This window comes from Duganella callida, assembly GCF_004614165.1.
GTDB lineage: Bacteria > Pseudomonadota > Gammaproteobacteria > Burkholderiales > Burkholderiaceae_D > Rugamonas > Rugamonas callida.
This window is the reverse complement of sequence record NZ_SPVG01000088.1, coordinates 14510-30845: the sequence shown is the minus strand read 5'-3', so window position 1 is coordinate 30845 and position 16336 is coordinate 14510. Positions and strand designations below refer to the sequence as shown.

Below are 16336 nucleotides of genomic sequence, written 5' to 3'. Positions count from 1 at the left end.
GAGTTCCATTAAAGAGTCCCATTAAAGAGTCCACATGAAACCCATGAACCGCATCGTTTATGCCGCACTGGCCGCGGCCGGCCTGACCGCCGCCGTCCAGGCATCCGCCGCGCCGGCCAACGTGTATGCCGGCATCGCTCCGTCGAATATGAATCCGGTCACCAAGGACCATCTGCAGCGCGTCTACGTGCCCAACCTGCGTTCCAACGACGTCTATGTGATCGATCCGGAGACGCTGAAGGTGGTCGACAAGTTCAAGGTCGGCGTCGGGCCGCAGCACGTGGTGCCTGGCTGGGACCTGCAATCGCTGTGGGTCGCCAACAACGCCGAGCGCACCAACAAGGGCAGCCTGACGCCGATCGATCCGCGCACCGGCAAGCCAGGCACGCAGATTCCGGTGGATGATCCCTACAATATGTATTTCAGCCCGGATGGCAAATCGGCCATCGTGGTGGCCGAGGCGCTGCACCGCCTGGATTTCCGCGACCCGCACACCATGCAGATGCAGTACTCGATCGACGCGCCCGAATGCGGCGGCATCAACCACGCGGACTTTTCGCCGGACGGCCGCTACGCCATCTTTACCTGCGAATTCAATGGCTCGGTGGCGCGCATCGACCTGGCCGCGCGCAAGGTGGATGGTTATCTGAAGCTGTCCATGCCGGCCACGCGCTTCTCGGAAAAATCGCCGCTGGACGACCTCTTGGCCAGCGAGGTATGCACCTCCAAGAAGGGCATGCCGCAGGATATCCGTGTCTCGCCGGACGGTAAGCGCTACTACATCGCCGACATGGAAGCGGACGGCGTGCACGTCATCGACGCCGCCAGCTTCACCAAGGTCGGCTTCATCCCGACCGGCGTCGGCGCGCACGGCATCTACCCGAGCCGCGATGGCACCAAATTATACGTGGCCAACCGCGGTACGCACCGTATTCACGGCAAGCGCAAAGGCAAGGGCAGCGTCACCGTGATCGACTTTGCCACCGAAAAGGTGGTGTCGACCTGGCGTATCCCCGGCGGCGGCAGCCCGGACATGGGCAACGTCAGCGCCGACGGCAAGTACCTTTGGCTGTCGGGCCGCTTCGACGATGTGGTGTATCGCATCGACACCGGCAGCGGTGACGTCAAACAGATCAAGGTCGGACAGGAGCCGCATGGCCTGACCGTCTGGCCGCAACCGGGGCGCTACTCGCTGGGCCATACCGGGAACATGCGCTGATCATGACGACCAAAAAATCCCCGCAGACCGCGTTGATACACACGGACTACCAGGCGCCGGAAGGCTTCGCGGCCTTCCCGAGCGCCATCCATCATGCGTCCACTGTGCTGTTCAAGAATGTCGCGGCCATGCGCTCCGGCGACTGGAAAGAGAAGAACGCCTATACCTACGGCCTGCACGGCACACCCACCACGTTTACGCTGGAAGCGCGGCTGGCCGAGATCGAGGACGGCAAATACTGTCTGCTGGCGCCCAGTGGCCTGGCGGCCATCGCCATGGTGGACTTCGCGCTGCTGAAATCCGGCGACGATGTGCTGTTGCCCGATAATGTCTACAACCCCAATCGCGAGCTGGGGCGCTGGCTGTCGGCCGATTTCGGCGTCACCGCGCGCTACTACGATCCCATGATCGGCGCCGGCATCGCCGGACTGATACTGCCGAACACGAAGCTGATCTGGACCGAGGCGCCCGGCTCGGTGTCGATGGAAGTGCCGGACCTGCCGGCCATCTGCAAGGCGGCGCACGACAAGGGCGTGCTGGTTGCGCTCGATAACACCTGGTCCGCCGGCCTGGCGTTGCGCGGTTTCGATCTGGGCGTGGACATCGTCATGCAGGCGCTGACCAAGTACCAGTCCGGCGGCTCCGATGTGCTGATGGGCGCCGTGATCACGCGCGACCGCGAGCTGCACGATCGTCTCAGCCTGTCGCATATGCGGCTGGGCATGGGCGTGGGCGCGGACGATGCCTATCTGGTGTCGCGTGGCCTGCCGACCATGCGTCTGCGTTTCGATGCGCATGACGCGGCGGCGCGCAAGCTGGCGGCGTGGCTGCAATCCCGGCCCGAGATTGGCCTGGTGCTGCACCCGGCCTTCCCGGAATGTCCCGGCCATGAGCACTGGAAGCGCGACTTCAGCGGCGCGGGCGGCCTGTTCTCGGTGCTGTTCGACGAGCGTTATACCGAAGAACAGACCGACCGTTTCGTCGATGCGCTCAAGCTGTTCAAGATCGGTTACAGCTGGGGCGGCGCCAACAGCCTGGTGATGCCGTACCGGATACAACACATGCGCAAGAACTGGCCGAACAAGGGCATACTGGTGCGCTTCAATGTCGGCCTGGAAGACGTCAGTGACCTGATCGCCGATATCGAACAAGCCTTCGGAGCCATGCGATGAGCAAATTCTGGAGTGAAGTGGTGCATGGCCTGACGCCGTACACGCCGGGCGAGCAGGTGCAGATGCCTGGTCTGATCAAGCTGAATACCAACGAAAATCCGTATGGCCCGTCGCCCAAGGCGCTGGCGGCCATGCAGGCGGCGCTCGGCGATGGCTTGCGCAAGTATTCCGATCCGTCCAACGCGGTGCTGAAGGACGCGGTGGCGCACCGTTTCGGCCTGCGTCGCGAGCAGGTCTTCGTCGGCAACAGCTCGGACGAGGTGCTGGCGCACACCTTCCATGCGCTGCTCAAGCACGACCTGCCGCTGCTCAGCCCGGACATCAGCTACAGTTTCTATCCGACTTACTGCAGCCTGTATGGCATCGAATCGGTGCAGGTGCCGCTCAACGCGCGCTTCGAGATCGATGTGGAAGACTACCGTCAGCCCTGCGGCGCCATCATCCTCGCCAATCCGAACGCGCCGACCGGCATTGCGCTGACGCTGGCGCAGATCGAAACGCTGCTGGCCGACCATCCGGACCAGCCGGTGGTAATCGACGAGGCGTACGTCGACTTCGGCGCGCAGAGCGCGGCATCGCTGCTGGGCCGTTACGACAATCTGCTGGTGATCCAGACCCTGTCGAAATCGCGTTCGCTGGCCGGCCTGCGCGTCGGCTTCGCGCTCGGCCATCCGGACCTGATCGCGGGACTTGAGCGGGTCAAAAACAGCTTCAATTGCTATCCATTGGGGCAGGTGCAGCAGGCTGGCGCGGTGGCGGCATTGGATGATGCGGCCTACATGGAGCAGACCGCCCGCGCCATCATCGCCAGCCGCACGTGGCTGACGACGCAGATGGAGGAGCTGGGCTTCGAAGTGTTGCCGTCGCAGGCCAACTTCATCTTCGCCCGCCACCCGCAGCATGATGGCGCCGGACTGGCGGCGGCTTTGCGTGAGCGCGCCATCCTGGTCCGGCACTTCAAGGCGGCGCGCATCGACCAATTCCTGCGCATCTCCATCGGCACCGATGAGGAATGCGCCAGTCTGGTCGCCGCGCTGAAACACATCCTGATTTAATCGCGGACCACGCCGGACGGTCCGATACGCTGGGCGTTCGGCACATCCGACATGCGGATGCGGATCAGGTGCCGGCGCTCGTCGGTGTAGGTGGTGCGGCCGTGCAGCGTGCGGTGATTGTCCGCCAACATCAGCGTATCGTTCGGCAACTGTTCCATGAAGCGCGCCGCTTCCTGCTCGGCCACGCGGTGCATGGTTTCGACTGCGGCTTCCAGCTCCGTGCTGACCATGTCCGGGCGCGCCGCCATGCCTTTCCTGATCGAGTCATAACGCCAGCGCATGGTGAAGCGCTCGCCCGCGCGCGTCGGCGGCCCGAATACCAGCGCCTCAAAGACTTCCACCTCGTCGTCGCCGGCCGCATACACGGCCGGCACGCGGAACGGCACCTTCGCGCTGCTCAGCAGTGCGAATGCCGCCGCCCCTTCCGGCGTGCGGTGCAGCGCGTCGTACACGGCGTCGCTGTCGATCAGGATGGAGTGGCCGCCGTCGCACTGCGCGGCGTTGACCACGTACAGGATGAATTGCTCCTCCGGCATCGGATAGAACGAAGAATCGGTATGCATGTCGGCGCTGCCCACCCGTTCGGAGAAGGTGACGAAGCGGCCATCGGCGCCCAGTTCCGGCCGCGCTTTCACGTCCCAGGCCACCCGGCCGGTGCGCTGGTCGGTGGAGGTGGGATAGCCCAGCAGCAGCGTCAGCGCATACAGCGCGGCATTGCGGCGCTCTTCCGGCAGGTCGCCCAGGCCCAGGTTGCGCACCACCAGGCCATTGGCCTTGACGTCACGGATATGCTCGCTCAGCTTGCGCAGCGTGGCGACTTCCTTCAACTCCTGCCGCAGGGCGACCTCGTCCGGATGCGGGTAAAATCCATTGTCGTTAAAACCATTAAACCGCTGGCTTAATATCGCAAATATCTTGTCCAGATCGCTATCCCATGAAAAATCGGCAATGGCGTGGGCGATTTTTCCCTGATATTCCAGTGATGAAAACATAATGGCCTCCAAAAGATTAACGCCGTTATTCTAATTGAATAAAATAAAGTCGTTTGTTGTTTTAATGGCTGAGTAAGCTGCTTATATTTGGTTTTATACCATTCGTATTGTCATGAAAGCGTGTGGCTTTGTAGCTTAATGCCGACAAGTCTCCCGGACAGCGATCGTCCTACGTTATGATGTAGGGAAATGCACACCACCAGGGGGTATCAAATGAAGGGTTTGACTGAATTGCCAATTGCTACCAAGCTGGGGCTGGCATTTTTTGTCGTGTTATTAATGTCCGCTATCGTCGGTGTGTTTTCGATATTCGAATTATCACAAGTGAACGAAATATCGACGCGGCTTTCATCGCGCTGGTTACCCAGTGTGCGGGTGATTGAAGATATTAAGTCGCAAGTGGCCCGCGTAAGGACGCGCGAGTTTCAATATATTATTTCCACCGATCAGGCGGAAATGGATAAATATGACAAGGTGATTGCCGCCGACCTTGAAGACTTGCAAAAAATGCAGAAAGAGTTCGAGACGCTGATACAAACTGCCGAGGAAAAGCAACTGTATGGAACGTTTGTCGAACAATGGGCGCGGTATATGGCTGAGGACGCTAAAATACGTGCCGCCGTGCGTGCCGGGGATTTTGAATTAAGTAAAAAGCTGATACGCGGTGAATCGAATAAACTGATTGTCTCGCTGCGCGGTCAGGTCGACAAGCTGGTGACCATGTATAGCGAAGGCGGCAAGGAAGCGGCGCAAGAAGGCAGCCGCCGTTATTCGTCGTCGCGGGTGATGATTATTTCGCTGCTGGCAGGTAGCGTGCTGCTGGGCGCCGCCGGCGCGGTGATCATCACGCGCTCCCTGATGCGCGGGCTGGGCGGCGAACCGTCGTATGCGGAGCAAATCGTGACCCGTATCGCCGCGGGCGATCTGTCGGCGCAGGTAGACGTGCGCGCCGGCGACGATCACAGCCTGCTGTACGCGATGAAGACCATGCGCGACAGCCTGGCCAGGATCGTGACCGACGTGCGCAGTTCCACCCATGTGATTGCGTCGGCGTCGGACCAGATCGCTGCCGGAAATCTGGACTTGTCCTCGCGCACCGAGCAGCAGGCCAGTTCGCTGGAAGAGACGGCGGCGTCGATGGAGGAGTTGACCTCCACCGTGCGCCAGAATTCCGACGTGGCGGCGCAGGCCAATCAGCTGGCCGGTTCCGCCTCGCAGGTGGCGCAGGCCGGCAGCGAGGTGGTGGCGCGCGTGGTCACCACCATGGAATCGATCGACGCTTCGTCGCACAAGATTTCGGACATCATTGCGGTGATCGATGGTATCGCCTTCCAGACCAATATCCTGGCGCTGAACGCCGCGGTGGAGGCGGCGCGTGCCGGCGAACAGGGCCGCGGCTTTGCGGTGGTGGCGTCGGAAGTGCGCAATCTGGCGCAGCGCTCGGCCGGTGCGGCCAAGGAGATCAAGGAATTGATCGACAATTCGGTCACCCAGGTGGAGCAGGGCAGCAAGCTGGTGGCGGAAGCCGGTCACACCATGGAGCAGGTGGTGGACAGCGTGCGCCGCGTGACCGAGCTGATGGCGGAAATCACCCATGCCGGCAAGGAGCAGAGCCACGGCATCGAGCAGGTGAACCAGGCCATCACGCAGATGGACACGGTGACCCAGCAGAACGCGGAACTGGTGCAGCAGGCGGCAACGGCGGCGCAGAGCATGCAGGAACAGGCCACCGCGCTGGCCCAGCTGGTCAGCGTGTTCCAGCTGAACGCGCAGGAGGAAAGCGCGCTGCGCCAACCGCCGCGCGGCGTGGATGGGCCGCCATCGGCGCCGGCCCGTCGTGCGGCGCCGCAGCCACGACGGCTGGCAATGTCGTCACGATAGGGTGGCTTTCCGCGCGTTTGCTGATATACTGTATATAAGAACAGTATATCGGAAGCGTGATGGAGATCAAGGACAAGCTGGAAATCCTGGCCGATGCGGCCAAGTACGACGCCTCTTGCGCCAGCAGCGGGGCGCCCAAACGCAACTCGATCGGCAAGGATGGTTTCGGCGCGACCACCGGCATGGGCATCTGCCACAGCTACACGCCGGATGGGCGCTGCGTCTCGTTGCTCAAGATCCTGCTGACCAATTATTGTTTATACGATTGCCAGTATTGCGTAAACCGCCGCACTTCCAATGTGCCGCGGGCGCGCTTCACGGTGGCGGAGGTGGTCAAGCTCACCACCGATTTTTATCTGCGCAATTACATCGACGGGCTGTTTCTCAGCTCAGGCATCATCCAGTCGGCCGATTACACCATGGAGCAGCTGGTGCAGGTGGCGCGCGAGCTGCGCGAGGTGCACCAGTTCCGCGGCTACATCCATCTGAAGACCATTCCCGACGCCGATCCGGCGCTGATCGCGGCGGCGGGGCGCTATGCCGACCGTTTAAGCGTCAACATCGAACTGCCGACCCAGGACAGCGTGCAGCAGCTGGCGCCGGAAAAAAGCGTCCACACCATCAAGCTGGCCATGGGCTCGATCCGCCGCAAACTCGATGAGAAGGCGGAAGAACCGAAGGCGCCGCGCTTCGCGCCGGCCGGGCAGAGCACGCAGATGATCGTCGGCGCCGACGCCAGCGATGACCAGCAGATCCTGACGACGGCCGAGACGCTGTACGGCAGCTACAAGCTGAAACGCGTGTACTACTCGGCGTTCAGCCCGATCCCGCACAGTCCGAAAAGCGTGCCGCTGGCGCCGCCGCCGATGCAGCGCGAGCACCGGCTGTATCAGGCCGACTTCCTGCTGCGCGGTTATGGCTTCCAGGTGCGGGAGCTGCTGCCGGCCAGCGGCAACCTGGCGCTGGACATCGATCCCAAGCTGGCCTGGGCGCTGTCGCACCGCGAGCATTTTCCATTGGATCTGAACCGTGCGGAGCCGCACATGATCGCGCGCGTGCCCGGGATAGGCTTGCGCAATGCGCAGCGCCTGGTGGAGCTGCGCCGTTTGCGGCAGATACGCTACGCCGATTTATCGCGGCTGAGGTGCAGCATGAAGAAGATTTCGCCTTTCATCATCACGGCGGACTATTTTCCGTCCAACGACAGCAGTCCGTCCGAGCACCTGCGCCGGACCATGGCGGAGGCGCCGCGCCAGATGAATCTGTGGCCGGAGTTGCAGGCCGCATGACGCGCAAGGTGGTGCGCTCGTTCGACGAGTGGCGCGCGGCGGCCAGGGAGCTAATCGCGCGCCGAGTTCCGCCGGAATCCGTAGAATGGGCTGGCAGCGAGGATGACAGCGACCTGTTTTCGGGCGGCGCCGGCGATGACGCTCCGGTTGCCGCCGCGGAGACGGCGCTGCGCTTGCCGCGTCAGCTGATGGAACTGCTGATCGGCGCCGCCTGCTACAGCGCGCCCGATCGCTGGGCCTTTCTTTACAAGGTGCTGTGGCGCTGGCATCTGGGCCAGCGCGACGTCCTCTCCGCCGCAGACCAGGATGGTGCGCGCCTGTATGCCATGGCCAAGGCCGTCCGACGCGAGGAACACGATATGCACGCTTATGTACGTTTCAGGGAGCGCCTGGGCGGCGACGGTCCGCGCTTCGTCGCCTGGTTCGAACCGACCCACGATGTGCTGCCGCAGGTGGCGCTGCACTTTGCGCGCCGCATGGGCAGCGCCACCTGGATGATCGCCACGCCCAAGGCCGCCGTGATCTGGGATGGGGAGCACCTGCACGACGCGCCGCCGCTGATGCGCAGCGCCGCCGAGATCGACGATGCCGGCGAGGCGCTGTGGCTGACCTATTACCGCAGCATCTTCAATCCGGCGCGCGTCAATGCCGATCAGCTGCGCAGCCATATTCCCTCGCGTTTCTGGAAAAACCTGCCGGAAGGGGCCATCGTGCCGCAGATGGTGACCGCCGCCGCCAACGGCGAACGGCGCACCGGGCAGACCAGCACCGTGGGCCGTCGCGGCGGCACGGTGATTCCGGTCTCGGCCGAACGCGCGCAGCCGCAGCGCGAGGAACCGAGTACGCTGGACCAGTGCCGCCGCTGCGACCTGTGGCGCAACGCCACCCAGGCCGTGCCCGGCGTCGGCCCGCAGAACGCGCGCATCATGCTGGTGGGCGAGCAGCCGGGCGACCAGGAGGATCTGCAGGGATTGCCGTTCGTCGGTCCGGCGGGCGCGGTGCTGGAACGCGCGATGGCCGAAGCGGGACTGCAGCGCGACTCGGTTTACCTGACCAACGCCGTCAAGCACTTCAAGTGGGAGCTGCGCGGCAAGCGCCGTCTGCACAAGACGCCGGCACAGAAGGAAGTCGCGGCCTGTCACCTGTGGCTGGAAAAGGAGCTGGAGCGCGTCAAGCCGGAGGTGATCGTTGCACTTGGCAGCACTGCGCTGAAATCGGTGCTGGAAAAAGGCAGCGCGACCATGAAGTCGGTGATGGACGCGCCGTTCCAGCACGACGGACGCTGGGTGATCACCGTGTATCACCCGTCCTATGTGCTGCGTGCGCCGGACGAGGCGAGCCGGCATCAGGCCTACGAGGTGATCGTCGACGGCCTGCGCCAGGCGCTGAAGTTGATCGGCAATTAAACCGGCGCCGGCTCGTTGCGGTTGATGCGCACGATGCCGGTGATCAGCCGGTAAGCCTTCCACAGCCAGGCGCCGATCCAGATCAGCCACGCCACCGGGATGCCGATGAAGGTGGCGAAGAACGCCGCGCCCACCACCACCCACACCACATACCACCAGAACGACCGTATCATCCAGGTGTGATGGCTGTGGACGAAGGTGTTTTCGCTGCTGGGCCGCTGCAGGTAGTTGAGAATCAGCGGGATGATGGAAAACGCGCCCAGCGAGAAGACGAAGCTGACCGCGTGGATCACATACAGCCACCAGGCGGTGGTCTTGATCGATTCGAGGCGATTGTCGAGTACCAGTTGTTGCGACATGGCGTTTTCCTTTCTCTCCCGGGGTTTGATTTTAGTATAACGGCGCGCGACGCGGGCTATGGTGCGGCAGCGAACATAGTGCGCTTCAGGAAGGCGGTCACGTCGGCAAAGAACTCCGGCTGTATCGCCTCGCGGTCGAAGCCTTCCGGGTCTTGCGAGGGTTTGAAATTCGGCCGCGTCATCTCCGGCGGGAACTTGCTCATGAAGGCGAAGTGGCCGGCGCCCGGAATGTCCTTGTGTTCGATCAGCGATGGGTCGCCGACGCCTTCGATGATCTTGTTGGCGTGCTCGATCGGCGTAATCTCATCCTTTTCGCCGGTACGCATCAGGATCGGCAGGTTAACCGGCCGCAACGAGCCGGCGATGAACCAGAAGGTGGCGGGGTTGAGCAGCACCAGCGCGCGGATGCGCGCGTCGGGCGTCACCGGCACTGGTTCCGGCAGCGCGTGCGAGGCCTTGCGTTCGTAGGGACCGCTCCAGGCCTCGCCGCCTGCCGCCGCCAGCGCCGTGTAGCCGCCGATCGAATGGCCGATGATGGCGACGCCGTTGGTGGCGACATGCGCCTTCAGCAGCGGATCGGCCAGCACGGCATCGATGGTCAGGCTCAGATGGCGCGGGCGATTGGCCAGGTTGGCCGCGGTGCCGGCCAGGTTATTGTCGAGCCGCGTATTGCCCGTGTGCGCCGGCAGCGCGACCACGAAGCCGTTCAGCACCAGGTGTTTGGCCAGCTCACGGTAAGCCCACGGCGTGCCGGAGTGGCCGTGCGAAACCACCACCAGCGGATACACGCCGTCGGCCGGTGGCGCGTCCGTGGCCACCGCCAGCGAATACGGTCCGAAATGCGCGAGCTTTTCGGCTCCCTGCGCCGGATACAGCACCGCCAGCGGCACGTCCGCCCCCTGGGTTGCATCGTGAACCGTGCTCGAACGGCATCCGCAGCTGACAGTCATAAACCTTCCTCTTTTCGCATAAAATACAAAGATGTCTATTATATAAGGAGTGGCCACATGACCAGACAGGTATCGGTGCTGTTCGTGTGCATGGGGAATATCTGCCGTTCGCCGACGGCGGAAGGCGTGTTCCGCCATCGCGTGGAAGCGGCGGGCTTGAAAGACCGCTTCGTCATCGACTCGGCCGGCACCCATGGCTACCACGTCGGCGAGCCGCCCGACGCCCGCTCGATGGAATACGCGCTCAAGCGCGGCTACGATCTGTCGGCCCAGCGCTCGCGCAAGGTCAAGGCCAGTGATTTCGCGGCATTCGATCACGTGGTGGCGATGGACCACGACAACCTCAAGCTGCTGCAGGCCATCTGTCCGCCCGAACACCAGCACAAACTGAGCCTGATGATGTCGCACGCCGCGCGCCGCGACTCGGACGTGGTGCCCGATCCCTACTACGGCGGCGGCAAGGGCTTCGACCTGGTGCTGGACTATCTCGAGAGTGCCGCGGAGGGATTGTTGCGGAAATTAACGCAGCAAGCAAAATAAGCTGCTCGCGAGAATCATATGCCGGGCGGGTAGCCGAGTGTTACTTGATGCAACAATTGCCGGCCCGGCCGACGCCGGCCGTGTACGGCAATCTGGCAGCCGCAAGCGAGTTGGGATAGTATTGCCTTTACAACGCATGCATAGCTGAGGAGGCCCACTTGGTAGAGCCAGGCATTCCACTTAACGAGACATCGAGGATTGCGAAACTCCGGTCTTTGAATGTGCTCGACACGCCGCCCGAAGAGCGTTTCGACCGCGTGACGCGCATGGCGCGGCGCCTGTTCGGCGTGCCGGTGGCGTTGGTCAGCCTGGTCGACGAAAACCGCCAATGGTTCAAGTCGCGTTCCGGGCTGGACGATGTCACCGAGACGCCGCGCAACGTGTCTTTCTGCGGCCATGCCATCCTGGGCGACGATATTTTCCTGATCCGCAACGCCCTCGCCGACGAGCGCTTTGCCGATAATCCGCTGGTGACCAGCGCCCCCCATATCCGCTTCTATGCCGGCATGCCGCTGCGCTCGGCCGGTGGCGTCAAGCTGGGTACCTTGTGTCTGCTGGACACCAAGCCGCGCGATTTCGACGCGGACGATGCCGCTGCGCTGCGCGACCTGGCCGCCATGGTGGAGGATGAGTTGGAGGCGTTTCAGACTGCCACCACCGATGAGCTGACCGCCATTTCCAACCGGCGCGGCTTCCTGCAGCTGGCCGAGTATGGTCTCAGCTTTTGCGTGCGCCATCACCAGCCTGCCACGCTGGCGTTCATCGATCTCGATGGCTTCAAGCCGGTCAACGATAAATTCGGCCACGCCGAGGGCGACTTCGCGCTGGCGAAATTCGCCGAGGTGATGCGCAACAGCTTCCGCAGCACCGACCTGTGCGCGCGCATGGGCGGCGATGAATTCGTGGTGCTGCTGACCGGCGCCAACGAGCAGGAGGCGGAGGTGGTGATCCAGAAATTCTGCCTGCAGCTGCATGACTACAATGCGCAGGCGCGGCGCGGCTACGATCTGGCGTTTTCCAGCGGGCTGGTGGAGTTCCAGCCCAGCGATCCGCAGTCGGTCGAGGGTTTGTTGGCCGCCGGCGACGCCAAGATGTATCTGCTCAAGGCGGCCAAGCGCCGGCACTAGGTCAGTAGCGGCAGGATGCCGTCCAGGCCGACGAAGTTGAGGGCGACGTTGGCCTGCTCGCGCACCACCGGCTTGGCGCGGAACGCCACCGACATGCCGGAAATCCCCATCATCTTCAGGTCATTGGCGCCGTCGCCCATGACGATGGCTTGCGACGGCAGAATGCCCAGCTGCGCGCAGACACGCTCCACCGTGCGCTTCTTTTCCTCGGCGTCGACGATATTGCCGATCACCTTGCCGGTCAGCCGGCCGTCAATGATTTCCAGCTGGTTGGCGTTACTGTAGTCGATGCCCAGGCGTTGTTTCAGCCGGTCGGTGAAAAAGGTGAAACCGCCCGACACCAGCAGGGTTTTCAGGCCGGCAGCCTGCACCGCCTGCAGCATCTCTGCGGCGCCCGGCGACAGCTGCAGGCGTTCTTCGTAGACGCGCTCCAGCGCCGACGCGTCCAGCCCCTCCAGCAGCGCCACGCGGCGCTGCAGGCTCTCCGAGAAATCCAGCTCGCCGCGCATCGCTGCCTCCGTGATCTCCGACACCTGCGGCTTCAGGCCCTGCATGTCGGCGATTTCGTCGATGCACTCGATGGTGATCAGGGTCGAATCCATGTCCATGGCGACCAGCTTGAACTCGCTCATCTTGTGATAACCGATGGAGTAGGTGGTGTCCAGCTGCGCCGCCTGCGCCGCCACTTCGATGGTCTGGCGCAGCGCCGGCGAGAAGGCGATGCCCTCGCAGCGCAGCGCGCGTTCGCCGACCCAGGTCAGATTGGTCGGCGCCGTCAGGGCGGCGATACGTTCCAGGCGCGCCTGGCAATCGCCCACACCCTGCAGGACGAGATTCATTGCGGTATTTGCGTTTTTCATGTTGCGGATGAAAAGTTAATTATGCTGTGAGCTGTTTGATCGCGCTCTTGATCTGCGTGACCCGCGCCGACAAGTCCGGCATGCTGGCGGTGATTTTCAGCTTGTCCTGGCCATTCAGCTTGATCTGGCGGTTCTTCTGGATCAGCTGGATGATGCGCATCGGATCGATCGGCGGCTGCGGCATGAACTGCAGATTCACCGCTTCGCCATGGGCGTCGATCTTGACGATGCCGACGGTTTTGGCCAGCAGGCGCAGACGGTGCGTTTCGATCAGCGACTTGACGGCATCCGGCAGCTTGCCGAAGCGGTCGATCAGCTCTTCCTGGATATCGTCGATCCGCTCCTGCGATTCGCAGTTGGCCAGGCGCTTGTAAATCGACAGCCGTTCGTGAACGTCGCCGCAGAAGTCTGCCGGCAGCAGGGCCGGCACGTGCAGGTTGATCTCGGTGGTGGTGGCCAGCGGCGCCGCCAGGTCCGGCTCCTTGCCGGCCTTGAGCGCGCGCACCGCCTCGTTCAGCATCTCCGAATACAGCTGGAAGCCGATCTCGGTCATCTCGCCCGACTGGCTGTCGCCCAGCACCTCGCCGGCGCCGCGGATTTCCAGATCGTGCATGGCCAGGTAGAAGCCGGAGCCCAGTTCTTCCATCTGCTGGATCGCGTCCAGGCGGCGCTGCGCCTGTTTGGTCAGCGACTGCACATCGTGCACCAGCAGGTAAGCGTATGCCTGGTGGTGCGAACGGCCGACGCGGCCGCGCAGCTGGTGCAGCTGCGCCAGGCCGAACTTGTCGGCGCGGTGCATGATGATGGTATTCGCGGTCGGCACGTCGATACCGGTTTCGATGATCGTGGTGCACAGCAGGATGTTGAAGCGCTGGGCGACGAAATCGCGCATCACCTTTTCCAGGTCGCGCTCGTGCATCTGGCCGTGGGCGACGGCGATGCGCGCCTCCGGCAGCAGCGCCGTCAGCATCGCCAGGCGGTTCTGGATGGTCTCCACCTCGTTGTGCAGGAAGTAGACCTGCCCGCCGCGCTTGAGCTCACGCAGGCAGGCTTCGCGGATGATGGACTCGCCCTCGCTGCGCACGAAGGTCTTGATCGCCAGGCGCTTCTGCGGCGCGGTGGCGATCACCGAAAAGTCGCGCAGGCCTTCCAGCGCCATGCCCAGCGTGCGCGGAATCGGCGTGGCGGTCAGCGTCAGCACGTCCACTTCGGCGCGCAGCGATTTCAGGGCTTCCTTCTGGCGCACGCCGAAACGGTGTTCCTCGTCGATGATCACCAGGCCGAGACGGGTGAATTTGACGTCGTCCGACAGCAGCTTGTGGGTGCCGATGACGATGTCCAGCGTCCCGTCCTGCATGCCCTTGATGGCCTGCGAGATCTCCTTGCCGGTGCGGAAGCGCGACATTTCGGCGATCTTCACCGGCCAGTCGGCAAAGCGGTCGGCAAAGGTCTGCGCGTGCTGCTCGGCCAGCAGCGTGGTCGGCGCCAGGATGGCCACCTGCTTGCCGCCCATGACCGCGATGAAGGCGGCGCGCAGCGCCACTTCCGTCTTGCCGAAGCCGACGTCGCCGCAGACCAGGCGGTCCATCGGCTTGCCGGAGGTCATGTCGACGATCACGCTGTTGATCGCGGCCTGCTGGTCCGGCGTTTCGTCGAAGCCGAAGCTGTCGGCGAAGCGCTCGTAATCGTGCGCCGAGTACTCGAATGCGTGCCCCTGGCGCGCGGCGCGGCGGGCGTAGAGGTTGAGCAGTTCGGCGGCGGTGTCGCGCACCTGGTCGGCGGCCTTGCGCTTGGCTTTCTCCCACTGGCCGGAGCCCAGCGTGTGCAGCGGCGCGTCTTCCGGCGAGGCGCCGGAGTAGCGCGAGATCACGTGCAACTGCGAGACCGGCACGTACAGCTTGGTCTCCTTGGCGTATTCGAGGTGCAGGAACTCGGCGTCGCCTTCGCCCAGGTCCATGCTGATCAGGCCCATGTAGCGGCCGATGCCGTGGTTGACGTGCACCACCGGATCGCCGATCTTCAGCTCGGACAGATCGCGCACCATGTGCTCGACCTGGGTCACGGCTTCCTGCTTCTTTTTGCCGACGCGGCGGCCGGAGCCCGCATACAGCTCGGTCTCGGTGATGAAGATCAGATTCGCGTCGGGCGCGGACAGCTCGAAGCCCGCGTGCAGCGGGGCCACCCCCAGCGCCACCTTGGCGTCCGAGGCCAGGAAGCCATCGAAACCTTCCACCAGCGCCGGCGCCAGGTCGTATTCGCTGAAATACTGCTGCAGCGTCTCGCGGCGGCCGTTGGATTCGGCGCACAGCATCACGCGGCTGCCGGCGCGCAGCAGGAAGGCGCGCAGATTGGTCAGCGGATCGTCGAGATGGCGATTCACCGCCACGTCCGGGATCGGCGCCGACAGCTCGGACGCGCCGGCCTCCGGATTCTTGCGGATCGCCAGTTGCGGATAGGGCTTGGCCTGGACGAAGAACTGCTCGTCGCTGAGGAACAGGACTTCCGGCGCCATGATGGGGCGTTCGCGGTCGGCCTTGATGAAGCGGTAGCGCGACGAAGTGTCGGTCCAGAAGCGCTTGATGGCCGCCTCGATATCGCCGACGGTGGCGATCACCGCGCCTTGCGGCAGATAATCGAACAGCGTCGCGGTCTGCTCGAAGAACAGCGGCAGGTAGTATTCGATGCCGGCCGAGGCGATGCCGTTGCCGATGTCCTTGTAAATCGTGGCACGCGAAGGATCGCCTTCGAAATGTTCGCGCCAGCGGCTGCGGAAGGCGGTGCGCGAGGCTTCGTCCATGGGGAACTCGCGGCCCGGCAGCAAGCGCACTTCCTTCACCGGATACAGCGAGCGCTGGGTATCGGCATCGAAGGTGCGGATGGTTTCGATGGTGTCGCCGAACAGGTCGAGGCGGTAGGGCAGGGCGGAGCCCATGGGGAACAGATCGATCAGGCCGCCGCGCACCGAATATTCGCCGGGCGACATCACCTGCGTGACGTGGGTGTAGCCGGCCAGCGTGAGCTGCGATTTCAGTTGCGCCTCGTCGAGCGACTCGCCCTGCTGGAAAAAGAAGGTGTAGGCGGCCAGAAAGGACGGCGGCGCCATGCGCACCAGCGCGGTGGTGGCCGGCACCAGCATCACATCGCACTGGCCGCTGGAGATCTCGTGCAGCGTGGCGAGGCGCTCGGACACCAGATCCTGGTGCGGCGAGAAAGCGTCATAGGGCAGGGTTTCCCAGTCCGGCAACAGATGGCAGCGCAGCTGGTCGCCGCCGAACCAGGGGATCTCGTCGCGCAGGCGTTGGGCGTCGCTGGCGCTGGCGACAAATACGGCCAGCATCTGGCCGCGCGATTTCAGATCCAGCGCCACTTGCGCCAGCGCGTACGCATCCGCAGAGCCATGCAGTGCGGGCAGGGCAAAGCGGTTGCCGGGTTTGGGAATGGATTTAGTTAAGGCTGACGACACAACACTCTTCAACGGTTATCCGG

Annotated in this window: 13 protein-coding genes; 8 read left to right on the top strand and 5 right to left on the bottom strand. The window is 63.5% G+C overall.

Annotation, left to right across the window (positions count from 1 at the left end; translation table 11 throughout):
• Positions 1-34 precede the first annotated feature (34 nt).
• The 3 genes from E4L98_RS09190 to hisC are packed head-to-tail and all read left to right on the top strand — an operon-like array spanning position 35 to position 3446.
• A complete protein-coding gene (locus E4L98_RS09190; protein ID WP_135201257.1) occupies positions 35-1219 on the top strand; it encodes a YncE family protein in 1185 nt (394 codons plus the stop codon).
• A 2-nt stretch (positions 1220-1221) separates the two neighbouring features.
• Complete coding sequence (locus E4L98_RS09185; RefSeq protein WP_135201256.1) at positions 1222-2391, top strand: cystathionine beta-lyase; 1170 nt, start codon at positions 1222-1224, stop codon at positions 2389-2391.
• Complete coding sequence (gene hisC, locus E4L98_RS09180; protein ID WP_135201255.1) at positions 2388-3446, top strand: histidinol-phosphate transaminase; 1059 nt, start codon at positions 2388-2390, stop codon at positions 3444-3446. Before E4L98_RS09185 ends, hisC begins: the two co-directional genes overlap by 4 nt.
• On the opposite strand, the gene E4L98_RS09175 is transcribed toward hisC, so the two are convergent.
• A complete protein-coding gene (locus E4L98_RS09175) occupies positions 3443-4438 on the bottom strand; it encodes a TauD/TfdA family dioxygenase (protein ID WP_135201254.1) in 996 nt (331 codons plus the stop codon). The two genes, hisC and E4L98_RS09175, sit on opposite strands and share 4 nt — an antisense overlap.
• Before the next feature lie 189 nt (positions 4439-4627).
• On the opposite strand from E4L98_RS09175, the gene E4L98_RS31160 reads away from it, so the two are divergent.
• Genes E4L98_RS31160 through E4L98_RS09160 form a run of 3 tightly spaced genes read left to right on the top strand, consistent with a single transcriptional unit; the run spans position 4628 to position 9014 of the window.
• Positions 4628-6319: a methyl-accepting chemotaxis protein gene (locus tag E4L98_RS31160; RefSeq protein WP_307722100.1), complete on the top strand. Its 1692-nt coding sequence runs from the start codon at positions 4628-4630 to the stop codon at positions 6317-6319.
• 59 nt (positions 6320-6378) lie between these two features.
• Entirely contained in the window at positions 6379-7608 is a 1230-nt protein-coding gene (locus E4L98_RS09165) for a putative DNA modification/repair radical SAM protein (RefSeq protein WP_135201253.1), read from the top strand.
• The gene (locus E4L98_RS09160) at positions 7605-9014 is read left to right on the top strand and encodes a UdgX family uracil-DNA binding protein (protein WP_135201252.1); all 1410 of its coding nucleotides are present in this window, start codon (positions 7605-7607) and stop codon (positions 9012-9014) included. Before E4L98_RS09165 ends, E4L98_RS09160 begins: the two co-directional genes overlap by 4 nt.
• On the opposite strand, the gene E4L98_RS09155 is transcribed toward E4L98_RS09160, so the two are convergent.
• Together E4L98_RS09155 and E4L98_RS09150 are read right to left on the bottom strand one after the other, a co-directional pair.
• A complete protein-coding gene (locus tag E4L98_RS09155; protein ID WP_135201251.1) occupies positions 9011-9373 on the bottom strand; it encodes a DUF4870 family protein in 363 nt (120 codons plus the stop codon). The two genes, E4L98_RS09160 and E4L98_RS09155, sit on opposite strands and share 4 nt — an antisense overlap.
• Positions 9374-9429: 56 nt before the next feature.
• Positions 9430-10323, bottom strand: a complete 894-nt coding sequence (locus tag E4L98_RS09150) for an alpha/beta hydrolase family protein (RefSeq protein WP_135201250.1) — start codon at positions 10321-10323, stop codon at positions 9430-9432.
• Between the two features lie 57 nt (positions 10324-10380).
• Between E4L98_RS09150 and E4L98_RS09145 the strand changes: the two genes are divergently transcribed.
• A complete protein-coding gene (locus E4L98_RS09145) occupies positions 10381-10863 on the top strand; it encodes a low molecular weight protein-tyrosine-phosphatase (protein WP_135201249.1) in 483 nt (160 codons plus the stop codon).
• A gap of 221 nt (positions 10864-11084) precedes the next feature.
• Complete coding sequence (locus tag E4L98_RS09140; protein WP_307722101.1) at positions 11085-11990, top strand: sensor domain-containing diguanylate cyclase; 906 nt, start codon at positions 11085-11087, stop codon at positions 11988-11990.
• Here E4L98_RS09140 and serB read toward each other — a convergent pair.
• Together serB and mfd are read right to left on the bottom strand one after the other, a co-directional pair.
• Positions 11987-12829: a phosphoserine phosphatase SerB gene (serB, locus tag E4L98_RS09135; RefSeq protein WP_135201247.1), complete on the bottom strand. Its 843-nt coding sequence runs from the start codon at positions 12827-12829 to the stop codon at positions 11987-11989. The two genes, E4L98_RS09140 and serB, sit on opposite strands and share 4 nt — an antisense overlap.
• Positions 12830-12869: 40 nt before the next feature.
• Positions 12870-16313, bottom strand: a complete 3444-nt coding sequence (mfd, locus tag E4L98_RS09130) for a transcription-repair coupling factor (protein WP_135201246.1) — start codon at positions 16311-16313, stop codon at positions 12870-12872.
• Between the last annotated feature and the right edge of the window lie 23 nt (positions 16314-16336).